General features: G+C 69.5%; 10 protein-coding genes and 5 tRNA genes. 10 read left to right on the top strand and 5 right to left on the bottom strand.

Annotated elements, in window-relative coordinates:
• Nucleotides 1-9 precede the first annotated feature (9 nt).
• From OIC96_RS13995 to OIC96_RS13975, 5 genes are all read right to left on the bottom strand, one after another.
• Entirely contained in the window at nt 10-3,261 is a 3,252-nt protein-coding gene (locus OIC96_RS13995; RefSeq protein ID WP_330307525.1) for a sensor histidine kinase, read from the bottom strand.
• A 350-nt stretch (nt 3,262-3,611) separates the two neighbouring features.
• Complete coding sequence (locus tag OIC96_RS13990) at nt 3,612-4,187, bottom strand: GTP-binding protein (protein ID WP_028802395.1); 576 nt, start codon at nt 4,185-4,187, stop codon at nt 3,612-3,614.
• Nucleotides 4,168-4,566 (bottom strand): DUF742 domain-containing protein, encoded by a 399-nt coding sequence (locus tag OIC96_RS13985; protein WP_327431980.1) that lies wholly within the window; start codon nt 4,564-4,566, stop codon nt 4,168-4,170. Before OIC96_RS13985 ends, OIC96_RS13990 begins: the two co-directional genes overlap by 20 nt.
• Nucleotides 4,567-4,676: 110 nt before the next feature.
• Nucleotides 4,677-5,090, bottom strand: a complete 414-nt coding sequence (locus tag OIC96_RS13980) for a roadblock/LC7 domain-containing protein (RefSeq protein ID WP_010984127.1) — start codon at nt 5,088-5,090, stop codon at nt 4,677-4,679.
• Between the two features lie 9 nt (nt 5,091-5,099).
• Entirely contained in the window at nt 5,100-8,933 is a 3,834-nt protein-coding gene (locus tag OIC96_RS13975; RefSeq protein ID WP_330307526.1) for a sensor histidine kinase, read from the bottom strand.
• A 595-nt stretch (nt 8,934-9,528) separates the two neighbouring features.
• Between OIC96_RS13975 and OIC96_RS13970 the strand changes: the two genes are divergently transcribed.
• The 10 genes from OIC96_RS13970 (at nt 9,529) to OIC96_RS13925 (ending at nt 14,277) form a co-directional block, all read left to right on the top strand.
• On the top strand, nt 9,529-9,717 hold the full coding sequence (locus OIC96_RS13970; protein ID WP_327431982.1) for a hypothetical protein: 189 nt from the start codon (nt 9,529-9,531) through the stop codon (nt 9,715-9,717).
• 121 nt (nt 9,718-9,838) lie between these two features.
• Nucleotides 9,839-10,615 carry a fumarylacetoacetate hydrolase family protein gene (locus tag OIC96_RS13965; RefSeq protein ID WP_327431983.1) on the top strand — a complete coding sequence of 259 codons (777 nt, stop codon included), beginning with the start codon at nt 9,839-9,841 and terminating at the stop codon, nt 10,613-10,615.
• Nucleotides 10,608-12,083, top strand: coding sequence for a glutamate--tRNA ligase (gene gltX, locus OIC96_RS13960; RefSeq protein WP_330307527.1), 1,476 nt, complete (start codon nt 10,608-10,610; stop codon nt 12,081-12,083). Before OIC96_RS13965 ends, gltX begins: the two co-directional genes overlap by 8 nt.
• Before the next feature lie 124 nt (nt 12,084-12,207).
• Complete coding sequence (locus OIC96_RS13955) at nt 12,208-12,891, top strand: DUF4241 domain-containing protein (protein WP_330307528.1); 684 nt, start codon at nt 12,208-12,210, stop codon at nt 12,889-12,891.
• 50 nt (nt 12,892-12,941) lie between these two features.
• Entirely contained in the window at nt 12,942-13,676 is a 735-nt protein-coding gene (locus OIC96_RS13950) for an HAD family hydrolase (protein ID WP_330307529.1), read from the top strand.
• A gap of 93 nt (nt 13,677-13,769) precedes the next feature.
• Nucleotides 13,770-13,841: transfer RNA gene (locus tag OIC96_RS13945), tRNA-Gln, on the top strand.
• Nucleotides 13,842-13,883: 42 nt separating this feature from the next.
• Nucleotides 13,884-13,956 (top strand) — tRNA-Glu (locus tag OIC96_RS13940).
• 62 nt (nt 13,957-14,018) lie between these two features.
• Nucleotides 14,019-14,091: transfer RNA gene (locus tag OIC96_RS13935), tRNA-Glu, on the top strand.
• A 21-nt stretch (nt 14,092-14,112) separates the two neighbouring features.
• Nucleotides 14,113-14,184 (top strand) — tRNA-Gln (locus tag OIC96_RS13930).
• 20 nt (nt 14,185-14,204) lie between these two features.
• Nucleotides 14,205-14,277 (top strand) — tRNA-Glu (locus OIC96_RS13925).
• The last annotated feature ends 22 nt before the right edge of the window (nt 14,278-14,299 follow it).

The raw sequence follows: 14,299 nt of genomic DNA, 5'->3' as shown, positions 1-14,299 counted from the left end.
GGGCTCACACTAACGCTCCTGGTTGTAGGTGCTGTCAGGGCCGAAGCCCTGGCCGTTCGTGTCACTACCTGCGTTGCGTCCCTGCTGGACACCGCGGCGCAGGTTGCTCAGCCTGCCCCGGATGTCCTCGGGAGCGCGGGAGACCGAGGGGCCGCCCTGCGGGGTCTGCTCGGCGGTTCCCTCGACCAGGTTGGCCTTGGGCACCCGCCGCGGCAGACCGGACGAGGTGACCCCGCCCGCCTTGGGCTTCTTGAGCTGCTCGGCGCGCTGCCAGCGGTCGTCGTTGTTCGAACGCCAGTCGTCGGTGCCGTTGCTCGCGGTGGCCGCGGACGGTGCCTGTACCCCCTGGCCGCCCTGGATGAGGGGGCGCTGGCCGCTGCCGTTGGCGTTGCCGCCGGCGGTGGATCCGCGGCGGGGCAGCCCGGCGTCGGTCAACGCGTGGGCGGCGGAGGCAGCCGGTCCCGGACGGGTGAAGCCTACGCGGTCCTGCTCACTGACGTCAGCGGCCTGCGAGGATTCCGCTTCCGGAGCGTACCCGGACCGATACCCGCCCTGATACGTGTCCTGCTTCGGCCAGTCGTCCTGGTGGGACGGCTCTTCGAAGGCTGAGAACGTCTCCGAGGCGGCGCCCCGGGCTCCCGAGTGCTCCTCCTGGGCCGGCTCCGCATAAGCGGGCTCAGGGTAGCCGCCGCCGGACGGGAAGTACGTCTCGTCGTACGACTGCTGCTGCGGCTCGTCGTACGCCGTCTGCTGGTCGTACGACACCTGCTGCTCCTGGTACGCACCCTGCCCGTTGTCGTACGCGGGGCCACCCTCGTAGGAGGGCCGGCCGTTGTCGTACGCGGGCTGCTGGGCGTCGAAGTCGTCCTGGTAGCCCTGGGGGCCCTCGATGGCCTCCAGGCCGTGCGTCTGGGCCTCCAGGGCCGCACGGCGCTCCTCACGCATCAGCGAGCGGCCCACGGGGTCCAGCTCGCGGATGTCGTCCGGGACGTCGTAGCGGCTGTCGTCGAAGCCGAGCTCCGCGGCCGTACGCAGCGGCTGCTGGCCCCCGAAGTCCTCGCCCTGGAACGACTGCTGCTGTTGCTGCTGCTGGGGGATGATCTGCGAGACGGTGAACTCGTCGCGCTGGAGCTGCTGCTCGCCGCCGCTGCCACCGTGGGTGATCGCGTCGGGAAGCATGACCAGGGACGTCGTACCGGCCTGCTCGCCCGAGGGGCGCAGCTGGACGCGGATGCCGTGCCGGTCGGACAGTCGGCCGACCACGAACAGGCCCATGCGCTGCGAGATCGCGGCGTCCACGGTCGGCGGGTTGGCCAGCTTGTGGTTGATGTCCGCGAAGTCCTCGGCGGTGAGGCCGATGCCCTTGTCGTGGATCTCGACCATGATGCGGCCGTCGGGCAGCCGGGTCGCTGTGACGCGGACCTTCGTCTGGGGAGACGAGAACGTCGTCGCGTTCTCAAGGAGCTCGGCCAGCAGGTGCACGAGGTCGGTGACCGCGCGGCCGTGGATCTCGGCCTCTGGGACGCCGGAGAGCTCGATGCGCTCGTACTGCTCCACCTCGGAGGAGGCGGCGCGCAGCACGTCGACCAGCGGGACCGGCTGGTCCCAGCGGCGGCCGGGCTCCTCGCCGGCGAGGACCAGGAGGTTCTCGCCGTTGCGGCGCATACGGGTCGCGAGGTGGTCCAGGCGGAAGAGGTTCTCCAGCTGGTCCGGGTCGGCCTCGTTGTTCTCCAGGTCGGTGATCAGGGTCAGCTGGCCCTCGATCAGCGACTGGTTGCGGCGCGAGAGGTTGGTGAAGATCGCGTTGATGTTGCCTCGCAGGAGGGCCTGCTCGGCGGCGAGTCGTACGGCCTCGCGGTGGACCTGGTCGAAGGCGCGGGCGACTTCGCCGATCTCGTCCGTGGTGGTGATCGGGATGGGCTGGACGCGGGTGTCCACGCGGCCCGGGTCGGTACGCGAGAGCTGGTCGACCAGCATCGGCAGACGCTGCTCGGCGACGTTGAAGGCCGCGTTGCGCAGCTGGCGCATCGAGCGGCTCATCTGGCGGGCCACCATGCCGGCCAGGATGAACGCGGCGAGCAGGGCGACCACGACGGCGGCACCGGTGATGAAGGCGTCGGTCTTGGCGCTGTCGGAGATGGACGCGGCCTCGGCCACGGCCTTGTCGGCGAGATCCGACTCGATCTGGCGGTAGGCGTTGTACTTGGCGGTGTTGACCGCCCACCAGTTCTGCGCGGTGGTGCCCTTCGCGGCGAGAGCGGCGCGCTCGGACGGGAGCGTGGACTGGAGCGTCGCGATGGCCGAGACCATCGCGGTGTCCCCCGTCGGCGGCGGCACATACGTCGGGTCGGCGGCGACGGCCGCCTTGGCCTGCGCCGTCAGATCCGTCTTGATCTTCGTCTTGGCGGCGTCGAGCTTGTCGGAGTCGGCCTGGGTGCCACCACCGAGGTACTCCTCGATGGCGATGGCCTCAAGGTAGGCGTACGAGGAGAGGGCGACCCGCTGGCTGGCGAGGCTGCCGGCGCCCGGACCGGGCTTGACCAGCATGTGCATGCCGATGGACCGCTCCAGCGACAGCGAGCCCTTGGCGAGCGAGATCGCGTAGACGGTACGGCCGTAGCTGGTGATGTTTCCGGTGCCCAGACCGAGCTCGTTGGCGAACTCCATCAGCGGGTGCTGGATCTGGGTGTAGCCCTCTTCGGTCTTCACGCCGGTGAGCTTGGGGGTGTACGCGATCTTGCGCAGGGAGTCCAGACCGGGCTCGACCTTGCGGAAGATGGCGAGGCGGCGCTCCAGGCCCTCCGTCTTCGGCATGTTCTGGGCGGCCTCGTCGAAGGCGTCGGCCGCCGCGTCCGTGTCCTTGCGGGCCGCGGTGACGGTGGCCTTGTCCTTGGCGGTCTGCGCGCTTCCCTTCAGCAGGGGAGCGGCGGTGACGTCTCGCTCGACGTACAGCTTGTCGCCGTACGTGAGCGCGGCCTGCACCAGACGTGCCGTCTTCTCGGCGTCCTGGGCTTCCTGCCAGGTGTCGATCGAGCCCTTCACCTGGAAGCCGCCCATCACAAGGCCGACCACCACGGGTATGAGCAGGATCGCGTTCAGCCTGGTCGGCACGCGCCAGTTGCGCGGGGAGAAACGACCGCCGCTCGGCGCTGGCGCCGCCGTCGGCTCAGGGCCGGACACTTGTGCGGGCGCCGCTCCGCGCGGCGGCGGGGTGAAGTTGCCCCGTGCCGACGGCTCGGGACCGTTCTTGCTTCGCCTCACTCGACCAACAACCTCTCGGCGTCGGCACCTACGTTGTGCCGCGGTGTCTCCAGCGCCCTTGACTACTGGGCAGTTCAGCGCATTCCAGCACGTCAGGTGGCGCCCTTCCAAACACTCGGAACCGATGATTCCGAGTGAGGTAAGCCCCAGATAAAACGGTCATAAAGAGCGAGCCCCGCCAAAAGGCGGGGCTTTTGTGAGCACAGCGGTACCGGGTGACCGCGATGCGTGGCGATGGCAGTGAAATTCTCTGTCGAAACGTTATGAACACTGTGGCCGACCGTGTCAAACGACACAGCCGGCTCCAATGCGTCTACGACAACTGCCTTATGGAACTGTCGACTTGGCTACTACCGCAGCCGTGCCATGAGAGCGTGCTCGACCAGCGTGATCAACGCGCTCTTCGCATCCGCACGGTGTCGGGCGTCCGTCGTGATGATCGGGGCGTCCGGACCGATCTGCAGTGCCTCGCGGACCTCTTCGGGGTTGTACGGCTGGTGCCCGTCGAAGCCGTTGAGGGCGATGACGAACGGCAGACCGCTGTTCTCGAAGTAGTCGACCGCAGGGAAGCAGTCGGCGAGACGGCGGGTGTCCACCAGGACCACGGCGCCGATGGCACCGCGGACCAGGTCGTCCCACATGAACCAGAAACGGTCCTGACCCGGCGTACCGAAGAGGTACAGGATCAGGTCCTGGTCGAGGGTGATGCGGCCGAAGTCCATGGCCACCGTGGTGGTGGTCTTGTCCCCGGTGTGGGTGAGGTCGTCGATGCCCGCGGAAGCGGACGTCATGACGGCCTCGGTGCGCAGCGGGTTGATCTCGGAGACGGCACCCACGAATGTGGTCTTGCCGACGCCGAAACCACCCGCCACGACGATCTTCGCGGAGGTGGTCGCCCGGCCTCCGTCAGAGCTTGCGAAGTCCACTGAGCACCCTTTCGAGCAAAGTCACGTCCGGCGCGCCGCCGTTGTTCTCATCGCCGCCAGGCTGGTGAATGGCGACGAGTCCGGCCTCCGCGAGGTCCGCGACGAGGATCCTGGCCACACCGAGCGGCATGGACAGGAGGGCCGACACCTCAGCCACCGACTTGACCTCACGGCAGAGGTGGCAGATCCGCTGGTGCTCGGGGAGCAGCCCCATCAGCTGCGCCGGGTCGGCCGTGGTGCTGATCAGTGCCTCTATGGCGAGCTGGTAGCGCGGCCGGGTCCGGCCGCCGGTCATCGCGTACGGACGTACCAGCGGCTGGTCGCCCTCATCCTCGTACGTATGTGCGTACGGATCATGAGAGGCGGTAGGCGGGGTCATGAATCCTCCGGGCGGGACAGCAAGTCGGTCATTCGTGCCGTCTGTTGGGGCCGGTGGGGGGATTGTGACGGCCGGACGGTGGTTTCGTGCAGTCGGTGGAACCAGGGCCGTCAGTGGAGCAGACTGCCTTGGAGCTCGGCGCGCAGGTCCGGCGTGAGGACGGCGCCCGCACGGTCGACGAGCAGCGCCATCTCGTAGCCGACAAGGCCGATGTCGCACTCCGGGTGGGAGAGGACCGCCAGGGACGATCCGTCCGAGACGGACATCAGGAAGAGGAAGCCGCGCTCCATCTCGACGACGGTCTGGGCCACCGTGCCGCCCTCGAAGATCCGGGAGGCCCCGGCGGTCAGCGAGGTCAGCCCGGAGGCGACGGCCGCGAGTTGGTCGGCGCGGTCGCGCGGGAATCCTTCGGACATCGCCAGAAGGAGCCCGTCGGCGGACACGACGACGGTGTGGGACACCCCGGGGGTGTTGTCCACGAAGTTGGTGATCAACCAGTTGAGGTTCTGTGCCGCCTGGCTCATCGGGCTCAACTAACGCTCCTGCTGGTGAGTGGGGCTGGGGAAGCTGCCGGTCTGGCCGTTGCCGGCCTGTCGACCCTGCTGAATGCCCCTACGGAGATTGGTCAGCCGGCCGCGTACGTCATCAGGCGCACGCGAGACCTGCGGACCGGTTTGGTGCTGTTGCTGCTGTGCCGTGCCCGCGACGAGGTTGGCTCGCGGGACGCGGCGCGGCAGGCCTGAGGTGGTGACCCCGCCCGCCGACGGTTGACGGACGCGTTCTGCCTGTCGGACGAGATCGTCGTTGGGCGTGCTGCGCCAGGAGGCAGGGGCCGGTGCGGCAGCCGGCCGCTGCTGCGGAGCTGAGGGAGCCTGCGGCTGCTGCTGCGCGGCCTGCGGGGCACCCTGGGAGCCGTTGTTCTGAGCGCCGCCCGCGGCGCCGTTCGCCTGACCGTGGAACCAGTTGGTCTCCAGCGTGTCGTACAGCGGTGTACGTCCGTCGCCGGGGCCCGCGGGCGGCAGCGCCTCGGGCTCCTGCGGACGTACCGGCCGCTGCTGCGGCGGCTGCGGGCGCTGCGGGGCGGGCTGGCGGGGAGCGCCGAAGTCGGCGTTGTCCCGCCCGGCGCCCGGCTGCGGCCGCTCGAACTGGCCGGTGGACGACGGGTCCTGGCGGTTGCCGTACCCGGGCGTCGCGAACTGGCCGGTGGACGAGGGGTCCTGGCCGTAGCCCGGCCGGGCGAACTGGCCCGTGGACGAGGGGTCCTGGGAGGCGCCGTAGCCGGGGGCGGCGAACTGGCCCGTGGTGGACGGGCTCTGGCCGGCCGGGGCCGGGTTCCCGGGACCGAACACGTCCGGGCGGACGTACTGCCCGGTGTTCTGGCCGTTGTTCTGCGGCGCACCCGCACCGGGGCGCGGGGCGTCGAAGTCGGGACGGGCGAACTCGGACGTCGCGCCCGGGCCCTGACGGTCGTCGATCCGCGGCATGCGCGAGGTGGCGTCCGGCTCCTCGTGGCCACGCGGGGTGTCGAGGGACGAGCGCGGCACGGGCGGGAGCGCGTTGTCGTCGCTCCAACTCGGCCTGCTCTGCTGCGGGTTGCCACCGGGCAGCTCGGCACGCGCACCACCACGGCCGGGCAGCTGCGGCCTGCGACGGCTGCCCTTGCCCTTGCCGCCGGACGGCGGCTGGGCGGGCGGGGCCGCGGGGGCGCTGTCACCGAAGCCGCCCTGGCCCTGACGCGCCGCGGGTCCGTCGCCGAACCCGCCCTGGCGTGCGCCGGGTCCGTCACCGAAGCCCTGCGGCGCACCGGTTCCGGCGACCTGGAGGCCCTGCGGGGCACCCGGCGCGCTCTGCCCGAAGGCACCGGCACCGGCACCGGCCGGAGCCGGCCTGCCCTGCGGCGGATTGCCCTGACCCTGCGGCCCACGCGCGCCGCCCGGCGCACCCGGGCGACCGCCCTGGTTGCCGCCCGACAGTCCGGGACCACCCGGGTTGCTCCCGGGCAGCGCTGCCCGCGGACCCTGGCCGGCGCCGACCTGGCCGCGCTGCGGCGGGGCGCTGATACGTCCGGCACCACCGGCGGGGGCACCGGCACCGAGCGAGGGACCGCTCTGCGAGCCGTTGCCACGGCGGGCGGCGGCGGCACCGGCGGAGGCCTGCGAGGCGGCCGGACCGCTGAGGCCCGGGGCACCCTGGCCCGGCTTGCCCGGAACCTTCTTGCCGCCCTGGGCGACATCGACGGGAAGCATGACGAGCGCGGTCGTACCACCGGAGTCGGACGGCCGGAGCTGAATGCGGATGCCGTGGCGCTGCGACAGACGACCGACCACGAAGAGGCCCATGCGGCGGGAGACGGAGACGTCCACGGTGGGCGGCGAGGCGAGCCGCTCGTTGATCGCCGCGAGGTCCTCGGGGGAGAGGCCGATACCCGTGTCGTGGATCTCGATCAGCACACGGCCGTCGGGCAGCGCGTGACCGGTGACCTTGACCTTGGTCTGCGGGGAGGAGAACGAGGTGGCGTTCTCGAGCAGCTCGGCGAGCAGGTGCACGAGGTCGTTGACGACCCGGCCGGCGACCTCGGTGGTCGGGACCGAGGCCAGCTCGATGCGCTCGTACTGCTCCACCTCGGAGGCGGCGGCGCGGAGCACGTCGACGAGCGGGACCGGTCGGGTCCAGCGGCGGCCGGGCTCTTCACCGGCGAGAACCAGAAGGTTTTCACCGTTACGGCGCATGCGGGTCGCGAGGTGGTCGAGCTTGAACAGGGACGACAGCTGGTCCGGGTCGGCCTCGCGGGACTCCAGCTCGGAGATGAGCGAGAGCTGACGCTGGATAAGACCCTGGGAGCGGCGCGAGAGGTTGGTGAACATCGCGTTGACGTTGCCTCGCAGGAGGGCCTGCTCGGCGGCCAGTCGTACGGCCTCGCGGTGCACGTCGTCGAAGGCCGCGGCCACCTGGCCGATCTCGTCCCGGGAGTGCACACCGACCGACTCGACGGAGGTGTCCACGTCCTGCGGGTCCGACTCCGACAGCTGCTTGACCAGCTCGGGCAGCCGGTCCTGGGCGACCTTGGTCGCGGTGTCCTGGAGGCGGCGCAGCGAGCGGATCATGGAGCGGGCCACGACGAAGGCGCCGACGAGCGAGACACCGAGGACGAGCAGGATCAGCGCACCCGAGATGATCGCTTCGCTCTCGGACTCGTTGCGCAGCTGACGGGCCTTCTGCTCCATCTGGCCGAGCAGCGTGGTCTCGATGGTCCCCATCTTCTGGATCTTGGTGCTGTCGTCGTCGACCCAGTCCTTGTACGAGCGCTTGGTCTGCGTCTTGAGACCGTCCGAGTCGGCCAGTACGCGCCTGGCGTACTCGTCGGCCGACTTGATGGTCGGGCTGCTGCCCTTGTCGATGGGCTTCAGCAGCTCGGTGGCGGCGGCGGCGCCGTAAATGCTCTTGAAGCTGCTGATCTCCGACTCCTGGCTGTCCAGGGCGGAGAGCGCGTACTGCCGGTCGTTCTCCGACAGCGAGCCGAAGTCGTCCTTGGTCTCCGGCAGCGCGGCGGCGAGGACGGCCTGCTGGACGGAGGCGTACTCCTTGGCGGAGGAGAAGGCGGACAGCGCGCGGGTGCGCTGGATCATCTCCGGGTTGCTGGTGGCCTCGGCCATGTCCTGCGAGAGCTGGAGCAGGTTGGTGACGAGCCGGTGGTAGGCGTCGACCGTCTGCGTCGAGTTCTTGGGGTCGCTGTACGCGTCGCTGCGGATGGCGCCGAGCTTGTACAGGTCGGACGCGATACCGACCAGGCTCTCGCGGACACCGGAGAGCTGTCCGTTCGCGTTGGCGTCCTCGATCTCCTGGGTGCCCTTGAGGAAGTTCCTCTTGGCGACGTCCGTCTGGTCGCGGACTCCCTTGACCGTGTAGTCGCCGGCCTTGGCGCCGTTCGCGAGCGGACCCGCCGACAGGTCGCGTTCCTTCTGGAGCGCGGCGGCGAGCTCGGTCGCCTGCTTGGTCATGTCGGTCAGCAGCTTCATGTTGTCGAGCTGCTGAATGCTGTCCATGTTGTCGTTGATGCGCAGCGCACCGAGCGAGGTCGCGGCGACCACGGGGAGCGCGAGCAGCGAGACCAGGCGCGTCGAAATGCGCCAGTTGCGCAGCGCTATTCGCGAGCCGGGGCCCGTGGGGCCGGTCGGCTTCGCGGCCGATGTGGCGGGAGCCTTGGCCTTCGCGCCGGAGCGTGCGGAGTGTTCACCGCTGCCGCCGACCTCTGCCGGTCCCGGGTTCTGGGCGTGCTGGGGCGAGGAGCCGGCTGCCATCGGGCCAGTCCCGCCGTGCGGCTCCGGCTCCGCCGAAGCGCTGCCATCCCTCTTGAAACGTCCCTGCACTAGCGTCGCAACCTCTGGACCAGGCGCCCCTCCGCGAAACGGATGGGACGGTGTCGGCGTCGTACAGGGGCGCAGATGCGCCCCCTGGTGGTCGTGAGTGACCGGCGCAGGCCCCCCTTCCCGCCGCCACTCGGCGCTGCGTTGCGCCCTGCGCGCCGGTTTCGATCCCGCGGCGGTCCGTGGAATTCCAGCACAGTGCCGGATCTCCAACAAGGGCCGAGTACCAGGCTGTGACCTCCGTGACAGCTTGTGAGTGGTGCGTTACGAGACGTAGAAAGTGAACTCGTACATAACGGGCGTATGCCTACGAGGTGTTGGGGTGTGCAGGGTGTCCCAGTCGACATGATCAGGAGCGGAATGTTTGCTTCAGTGGAGCAATGTCCGTTTCGCCGGGCGGAGTTGGGGGCCTGAATTGACCGGTTTGCCTGCTAGTAAGTGAGGAAACTCACATGGCGATCATGGCCTCTTCACGTCTTCGCCAGGGAATCGCATGTTTAGCCTGACGCTTTACAGGGATGGCGAATCCGACAACCCGCGCCGACGCGGGGGCCTTTGAGCCCGCCCGGCGCCGACGACGACAAGGTCGAGAACAACAGTGAAGACGACGATGATGTTCCGCAACATAGCCAACCCGCGACGCACCACGCTGGCGCACCTCGAGGACGCCGAAGCCCTGCAGACGCCGGAGCAGCCGGAGCACTCGCTCGACCTCCCCGCCCAGACCGCCAACCCCCGCCGGACCATCCTGATGGAAGCCCCGGTCGCCGCCTTCGTCGCCGAGTAGTACGCGGACCGGCCGCCGCGCACTCACCGTGCCGGTCGATATAACGCGAGGCGCGCCCCCCTTGCCGCGTTAGCCTGGAGCGTCAGACTCCAGCCAGCTCAGTGAGGGGCGCAAGGATCCCGTGCGCATCGCCAGGTTCTCCATCGACGGCAACGTCGCTTTCGGCGCGGTCGAGGGCGACAAGCCGGACGAGCTCGTCCTCGACATCATCAAGGGCATCCCGTTCGCGGACTTCGAGCTCTCCGGCACGAAAGTCCCGCTGAACAAGGTCCGGCTGCTGCCGCCGGTGCTCCCCAACAAGGTCGTGGCCTTCGGCCGCAACTACGCGGAGCACGCCAAGGAGCTCGGCAACGAGGTGCCCGACGCCCCGTTCGCCTTCTTCAAGCCGTCGACCTCCGTGATCGGCCCCGGCGACGAGATCCAGTACCCGTCCTTCTCGAACGAGCTGCACCACGAGGCCGAGCTCGCCGTGGTGATCGGCCGTATGTGCCGTGAGGTCCCGCGCGAGCGCGTCAAGGACGTCATCCTCGGCTACACCTGCGCCAACGACGTCACCGCGCGCGACGTCCAGAAGCGTGAGAAGCAGTGGGCCCGGGCCAAGGGCTTCGACAGCTCCTGCCCGCTCGGCCCCTGGGTGGAGACGGACCTCGACCCGAGCGACCTCACCATCCAGTGCACGGTCAACGGCCAGCAGCGCCAGCTCGGCCGCACCAGCGAGATGATCCACTCCATCGAGGATCTGATCGTCAACATCACCGAGGCCATGACGCTGCTCCCCGGCGACGTGATCCTCACCGGCACCCCGGCTGGGGTCGGCCCCCTGAACGTCGGCGACGAGGTCGCCGTCACCATCGAAGGCATCGGCACTCTCACCAACAAGGTGATCAAGCGTGGCTAACGCGAACGTCCGCGTACGTTTCTGTCCGTCCCCGACCGGCAACCCCCATGTGGGCCTGGTCCGCACGGCCCTGTTCAACTGGGCGTACGCCCGCCACACCGGCGGCACGTTCGTCTTCCGCATCGAGGACACCGACGCGGCCCGCGACTCCGAGGAGTCGTACGAGCAGCTCCTGGACTCGCTGCGCTGGCTGGGCTTCGACTGGGACGAGGGCCCCGAGATCGGCGGCCCGCACGCGCCGTACCGCCAGTCGCAGCGCATGGACCTCTACAAGGACGTCGCGCGGAAGCTCCAGGACGCCGGTCACGCGTACCACTGCTACTGCTCGACGGAGGAGCTGGACGCCCGCCGCGACGCCGCCCGCGCCGCCGGCAAGCCGTCCGGCTACGACGGCCACTGCCGCGAGCTGAGCGCCGAGCAGAAGACCGCGTACGAGGCCGAGGGCCGCACCCCCATCGTCCGCTTCCGGATGCCCGACGAGGCGATCACCTTCACGGACCTGGTCCGCGGCGAGATCACGTACCTCCCGGAGAACGTGCCGGACTACGGCATCGTCCGTGCGAACGGCGCACCGCTCTACACCCTGGTGAACCCGGTCGACGACGCCCTGATGGAGATCACCCACGTCCTGCGCGGCGAGGACCTGCTCTCCTCCACCCCGCGCCAGATCGCCCTCTACAAGGCGCTGACCGAGCTGGGCATCGCCAAGGAGACCCCGGCCTTCGGCCACCTCCCGTACGTCATGGGCGAGGGCAACAAGAAGCTCTCCAAGCGCGACCCGGAGTCCTCGCTCAACCTCTACAGGGAGCGCGGGTTCCTTCCCGAGGGCCTGCTCAACTACCTGTCCCTCCTCGGCTGGTCGCTGTCGGCGGACCGTGACATCTTCGCCGTCGACGAGATGGTCGCCGCCTTCGACGTCGCGGACGTGAACCCCAACCCGGCCCGTTTCGACCTCAAGAAGGCCGAGTCGATCAACGGCGACCACATCCGCCTGCTCGACGTGAAGGACTTCACCGAGCGCTGCGCCCCCTGGCTGCGGGCCCCGTTCGCCCCCTGGGCGCCGGAGGACTTCGACGAGACCAAGTGGCAGGCGATCGCCCCGCACGCGCAGTCCCGTATGAAGGTCCTCTCCGAGATCACGGACAACGTCGACTTCCTGTTCCTGCCGGAGCCGGCCGTCGACGAGGCGTCCTGGACGAAGGCCATGAAGGAGGGCTCGGACGCCCTGCTCCGCACGGCCCGCGAGAAGCTGGACACGGCCGACTGGTCCTCGCCCGAGTCCCTCAAGGAGGCCGTCCTGGCCGCCGGCGAGGAGCACGGCCTCAAGCTCGGCAAGGCCCAGGCCCCGGTCCGCGTCGCCGTCACCGGCCGCACGGTCGGCCTGCCGCTCTTCGAGTCCCTGGAGATCCTGGGCAAGGAGAAGACGCTGGCCCGTATCGACGCGGCGCTGGCGAAGCTGAGCGCATAACGCACACACGCGTGAGGGGCGGCAGCCGCGACGGCTGCCGCCCCTCTGGCATTGTCCCGGCGGTGTCAGTGCCGCGGGCTAGGGTTCTGGACGACTGAAGATCATTCCGGAAAGGCGCCCTCTCATGCCGATGACCGCTCGTGACCACACCTGGCTGTTCACGCCCGGAAGCACGTTCACGTACGAGTCGGGGGAGACCGGCGTGATCCACATCGCGGACGGCGGCGAGCTGTGGCTGCCCACCGGCCGCGTCGTGGCCTGCGACCCGTTCGTCTACCTGGGCCAGGGGGACATCGAGCCCTTCACGGTCGCCGTCGAGCCCGGCCGCTACCGAGTCGAGGCGGCGGTGGCGACCCTCACCCGGCCCGGTGAGGTCCTGGCCGGAGCGGACGGCGATCCCCACCGGCGCGTGGCCGCCGCCCGTCTCGTCGTACGCGACGGGCCCACCGCCACCTGGGAGCTCGCCGTCCGGCCCGGCCAGGACCTCGCCGAGCTCGGCGACGACGAGTTCTACGGCTACGGAGTCGACGCCGGCACCGGCGCCTTCTACGACGCGGCGGCCGACGCCTCCTTCCCCGACTGCGAGGGCGACGAAGGGCCGCTGTGGGACGCCTTCGAGAACAGCACGTGGGCGCCCGGCCCTCATCTCGTCACCGCCCCGGACACCGGGCACAACCTCGTCGCCTTCTCGTCGGGCTGGGGTGACGGGGTCTATCCCACCTGGATCGGCCGCACGGCGACCGGCGAGGTCACCTGCTTCGTCACGGACTTCTTCGTTGCCCTGGACCCGTCCGACGCCCCCGAGTGACAACCGCCAACGGGCAGACGCGCCCCCGGGTCCCGCGTTACCGTCGGATCATGAGCATTCGGGCCGTGGTCTGGGACGTCGACGACACCTTGTTCGACTACACCGGTGCGGACCGTGCGGCCATGTGTGAGCACTTGGCGGCCGAGGGACTGCTCGACGGGTATGCGAGCGTGGCGGAGGCCCTGGAGCGCTGGCGGGTGGCCACCGAGTTCCACTGGGCGCGGTTCTCGGCCGGGGAGGTCTCGTTCGAGGGGCAGCGGCTGGACCGTGTCCGGCTGTTCCTGGGCCGGGAGCTGACCGACGCCGAAGCCGAGGAGTGGTTCCGGCGCTACAAGGCCCACTACGAGACCGCCTGGGCTCTCTTCCCGGACGTCCTGCCCGTCCTCGACGCCCTCGCGGCCACCCACCGGCACGCCGTCCTCTCCAACTCCAGCCTCACCGTCCAGGACCGCAAGCTGCGTGTCCTCGGCGTGCACGACCGCTTCGAGGTCATCCTGTGCGCGGCCGAACTGGGCGTCTCCAAGCCCGAGGCCGCGGCCTTCCTCGCGGCCTGCGACGCCCTGGAATTGTCCCCGCACGAAGTGGCGTACGTCGGCGACCATCCGGAGATCGACGGGCGCGGCGCCGCCGAAGCCGGTCTGCTCTCCGTCTGGATCGACCGTGGCGGCGCCCGTACCGGCACCGACGGCGGACCGGCCGCCCCACGGCGGATCGCCTCGCTGGCCGAACTCCCCGCGATCCTCGGCGCGGATACCCGTTTTGGAGCGCCGTCCACCTTCGGGTAATGTTCTTCCTGCGCCGCCGGAGAGCGGGCCGAAAGGTCCGGAAACCCGGAGGCGCAAGCTAAAACAAGATCCCCGCAAGGGATTGTGTTTCAGTGGCCTATGGTGTAATTGGCAGCACGACGGTTTCTGGTTCCGTTAGTCTAGGTTCGAGTCCTGGTAGGCCAGCTCGCAGAGCTTATCTGCATCGCAGAGAACCAACTCTGCAAGGCCCCCGTTGTGTAGCGGCCTAGCACGCCGCCCTCTCAAGGCGGTAGCGCCGGTTCGAATCCGGTCGGGGGTACAGATCCTTCCCAGGGGGACAGTCCGGGTCGCACCCGCTGACTCTCATGCAGGATCGCTAGGGCCCCCGTTGTGTAGCGGCCTAGCACGCCGCCCTCTCAAGGCGGTAGCGCCGGTTCGAATCCGGTCGGGGGTACTCGGTGGTCTAGACCATCATTGGGCTATGGTGTAATTGGCAACACGACGGTTTCTGGTTCCGTTGTTCTAGGTTCGAGTCCTGGTAGCCCAGCTGGATCAGTGATGATCCTTGCCCCCGTTGTGTAGCGGCCTAGCACGCCGCCCTCTCAAGGCGGTAGCGCCGGTTCGAATCCGGTCGGGGGTACGTACGGTGAAGGCCCTCCACC

This window comes from Streptomyces sp. NBC_00775 (assembly GCF_036347135.1).
Classification (GTDB): Bacteria; Actinomycetota; Actinomycetes; order Streptomycetales; family Streptomycetaceae; genus Streptomyces; species Streptomyces lutosisoli.
The sequence above is the reverse complement of the archived record's forward strand: the minus strand, read 5'-3'. Positions and strand labels throughout refer to the sequence as shown.

Coding starts and splice junctions, on each gene's coding strand:
- OIC96_RS13950 (WP_330307529.1), top strand. CDS start 12,942: ATGAGCATTCGGGCCGTGGTCTGGGACGTCGACGACACCTTGTTCGAC.
- OIC96_RS13985 (WP_327431980.1), bottom strand. CDS start 4,566: ATGACCCCGCCTACCGCCTCTCATGATCCGTACGCACATACGTACGAG.
- OIC96_RS13980 (WP_010984127.1), bottom strand. CDS start 5,090: ATGAGCCAGGCGGCACAGAACCTCAACTGGTTGATCACCAACTTCGTG.
- OIC96_RS13955 (WP_330307528.1), top strand. CDS start 12,208: ATGCCGATGACCGCTCGTGACCACACCTGGCTGTTCACGCCCGGAAGC.